Source organism: Anaerobiospirillum sp. NML120511 (assembly GCF_023050955.1).
In the GTDB taxonomy this organism is placed as follows: Bacteria; Pseudomonadota; Gammaproteobacteria; order Enterobacterales; family Succinivibrionaceae; genus Anaerobiospirillum.
In genome coordinates this window covers 1-3,686 of the sequence record NZ_JALKIK010000084.1, presented here as the reverse complement: position 1 = coordinate 3,686, position 3,686 = coordinate 1, and the positions used below count along the sequence as shown (strand labels likewise).

The window sequence follows — 3,686 nt, the reverse complement described above, 5'->3', positions numbered from 1 at the left end:
GTAGGCTTCCTTGACGGTCATCTGAATCTGCCAAAATAGTATACAAATGAGCCAAACATGGTTATGCCCATAGTGGGCCTACCGTAATCCATCGAGGTTCATATGATACACCCCTATGACAAGACCCAGATGCGGCATGCGTTCTGGACTGCCGTCTTCAGTGACTACAGCGCATCCGGCATGAGCATGGCCGAGTATTGCAGAAGCCGCCTGGCAGAATTCATTGCAAGCTCTCATTATGCAGGTCTCTTCAGCCGTACTCCCTCCTACATCACCTTTCTTAAAAGGATTAACAGCATTAGATGCTCCATTACGTGTGCTACAGCTGAGGCTGTGGTCGAAGCCGTAGCCCCTGAGCCAGTTGAGGCAGCTGTCGCCGAGGCTGTGGTCGAAGTCGCAGACTCTGAGCCAGTCGAGGCAGCTGTCGCCGAGGCTGTGGTCGAAGTCGCAGACTCTGAGCCAGTCGAAGCTGTTATCGCCGAGGCTGTGGTCGAAGTCTCAGACTCTGAGCCAGTTGAGGCAGCTGTCGCCGAGGCTGTGGTCGAAGTCTCAGACTCTGAGCCAGTTGAGGCAGCTGTCGCCGAGGCTGTGGTCGAAGTCGCAGACTCTGAGCCAGTCGAGGCAGCTGTCGCCGAGGCTGCGGTCGAGGTCGCAGACTCTGAGCCAGTCGAGGCAGTTGTCGCCGAGGCTGTGGTCGAAGCCGCAGCCCCTGAGCTGGACAATGCCGTTGCCGCTGACTCATGGGCGGATGCCACTGCTTCGCTTTCTGCTGTTAACGGCTCTAATGAGGCTGAAGCTCCTGGTCACCTTTCTTACTGTCTCAATAGCCCAGACTGTCAGATTGCAGGCAAGTCAGCCACAGTCACTGCAGAGTCTGTTACCGGGTCTGTATTTTCCATTCACAAAAAGCCTGAAGATGCTCCTGGACCTTGTTCTTTCCAGGGAATGTGGCGCAGAAGCGCATCCTTAATTACCACCACTACCTCCCCATCAAGCCTGTCACTGAGTGATAAGGCTCAGCAGATTGCTGCGCTCATTCATGGACCTGGAAGATCTGCTGTTGTCTCCTTTGACAGCAATGTAGACAGTCCCATCCTGCCATTGATACCAGGTGAGGTCATTGCTGACAGAATGCCGCCCAATGGCATGTCCAGATTCCCTGAAAGTGTGGGTGCCAGCGTGGGAATGATATTCCCTCTTAAGGCCTACGAACTCAAGGGCAGTGCACCTCCACGAAGACCTTCCTCATCTCATAACGCATACATGTCTGATCAGGAATTCAGGAGCAACAGCGGCTCTGAAGGCTCTCTCACTAAGCCATGCTCTGCTTCAGCCATAAGGCAAAATCCTGTAATTGACCAGTCAGGGCTCTATCCTGGGATTCACGACAGCGGTTTATGCAGTGGCAGCTTCCCCCTGAATAATGAGGCTCAGGCTCCGGGGTCGGTACGGGTGTTTACTGCAGCGCAGTTACCGCCAGCAGTGCTGGCAATGATGTCTGCAGGTGGCAGCGCAGACGGCACGGCCATGCCTGTATCAGTGGACTTTTAAGGAGGAGACTGCAAATGTCTATGCCAGCATCAAGGAGTTCACAGGAAATCTCTACAGTAATTGACGGCTTCAGCAGCATGAAGATCACTGTGATTGCAGCACCATGCGATATGCGCAAAGGCTACAACTCGCTGAGCGTAATCTGCGGGTATCTGAATATCAATCTTCGTAAGGGAGAGGATGCAGTGGTTTTCATGTCAGGCAGCCGTCGCCTTGCCAAGATAGTCTGGAGCGATGGGTCAAATGGATACTGCCTTAGCTGCTACCCTCATGATTCGGCTTATAAGAAGCTTCTTTCCAGGGTAACAGACCCTGTAGGCAACATGCCTGTATCAGTGGAGGAGCTCAAGCTCTACCTGTCAGGCAGGCCGCTGCTGCACTCATGTGAGCCACTTTAAGAGTGTGGGGACGGTTCAGGGGATAATTTCAATAGAGGTGATCCCCGTTCTATCGGAAGATTTTTAGGAAACTGAATGGCTGCAGGCCAGATTTCGGAGGGAATTTTCTGGAATTTGGATGTAGCGCCCAAAGGCGTAAATACAGGGTTGAACGATGTATGAGAGGGGATATAGTATGGGGGCAACGGAGCAGGTATCTGTCTCCGGAGGTTGTTTTAGGAAGGAGAGGAGGACTCTCCTACAAATATACAATATGAGGTCATTATACCCCATGACTACACTTTCAATGGAACATCTGGAGCCGCTCTCTTTTGAGAGCAGGATGGAGGTACAGGAGAGCAACATCCTGTACTCCAGCCGCTCTGTTCCATCCGTTCAGTCATGGTGTCTGCCACCTCATTCCCGCCTGGAAAAGAACTCCCCGTCCAGCAGCATTCAAGAGCCTCCACTCAGTCAGGACAGCTGTGTCCTGACAGAGGAGGCTTTGTCGTCTTTGAGCAGTTCAACTTATCAGACCCGCGTTTTCGGCTCATTCTATGACACCAGCTCACGTCACTCCGGTATCAGAAAGAGTGGCAGAGCTGATGCCGATGGCTTTATGACTTGTTTTAAAGCCCGCATTCATGATGAGTTTAACGATAACTATGCGCTTGGACATGGCCTGCGTAAGGAATATTTTGACTTCAAAGACCACAGAAACGGATTTGCCACCAGTGTCGGCAAGCTGGTCGCCCAGTACGATAAGACCCATGATCAGCAGGATGTATTTGAGTTCACCAAGACAGTCAGAACCGATTCTGAAGGTAATCCGGATCAGCTTGTAAACTCCTCTGGACGTAATCCTGTTGGCATTCCTCATGGTGATGAGAAGTTAAACAAATCTGCAAAGTCCCAGGGAAAGGCCAATGATGACCTTGAAGATGATGTGAATCAGGCTGCTACTGAGCTTGAAAACGAGGAGGAAGAGCTTTCAGATGATACTCAGACGCTTTTAGATGCAAATAAAGCTTCTCAGAAACACCATGATTCCTTAAACAAGAGCAAGAGCAAGAAAAAAGGCAAGAAGACCGGCAATAGCACTGAGAGCTCCAAGCCACAGGTTAAGAACGCCCAGGCATGCAGCCTTTTCACGATCTTCAAAGAGGAGTACAGAGAGCTTTGGGAAAATTATGGCAATGAAGGTGCAAAACTTATTATTGATAAATATCACTCGTCGAGCTTTTTACCAGAAGAGGCAATAGCATCTTGCAGTGAGGACGGCTCTCCAATGATTCTGGTAACCTGCTTTAACTCACAAAAATACATTTTCAACTTCAGGCTGTTCTTGAATGAGTTTCTGGCAGTCACAAGCGTGATCCCGATTATGTACTGCCCTGAATGCAAAGAGTTAAAGCTTGGCTATATTGACGGCATGGACTATCCGGCAGCTGGAAACAGCATGCTGAGCATAGCTTTGGTTAATGATATTCTTGAAGGTGTTTTCACGAAAAGACGCTCAATCAACAGTTATGTACCTGATATTCAGCGGGACTTCTGTTTGGGAGGTGATTACCTGAATAGAACCTTCAGATATCATCAGCTGTTTACAACACATATTGGCCACTTTCTGATCAAATCAGTGCTTTCATTTCTGGCAAAGGCATCTACTGATGAGACCCCGATCTCTGTACTGTCAATTCAGGGGCGCTCCAAGGTAAGCGACGAAATCAGGTCAAACATGTCTGAGGACGATGTTTC

General features: G+C 50.0%; 3 protein-coding genes. All 3 read left to right on the top strand.

The features are described from left to right. Positions 1–186: 186 nt before the first annotated feature. A complete protein-coding gene (locus MXE39_RS12645; RefSeq protein ID WP_247074199.1) occupies positions 187–1,551 on the top strand; it encodes a hypothetical protein in 1,365 nt (454 codons plus the stop codon). 14 nt (positions 1,552–1,565) lie between these two features. Then, a complete protein-coding gene (locus tag MXE39_RS12640; RefSeq protein WP_246979057.1) occupies positions 1,566–1,949 on the top strand; it encodes a transposase in 384 nt (127 codons plus the stop codon). 271 nt (positions 1,950–2,220) lie between these two features. Beyond that, the coding region (locus tag MXE39_RS12635) for a hypothetical protein (RefSeq protein WP_246979058.1) at positions 2,221–3,686 on the top strand (1,466 nt) is incomplete at its 3' end.

Excerpts from the sequence above, each read along its gene's own strand:
- MXE39_RS12645 (WP_247074199.1), top strand. The coding sequence starts at position 187 with ATGGCCGAGTATTGCAGAAGCCGCCTGGCAGAATTCATTGCAAGCTCT.
- MXE39_RS12640 (WP_246979057.1), top strand. The coding sequence starts at position 1,566 with ATGTCTATGCCAGCATCAAGGAGTTCACAGGAAATCTCTACAGTAATT.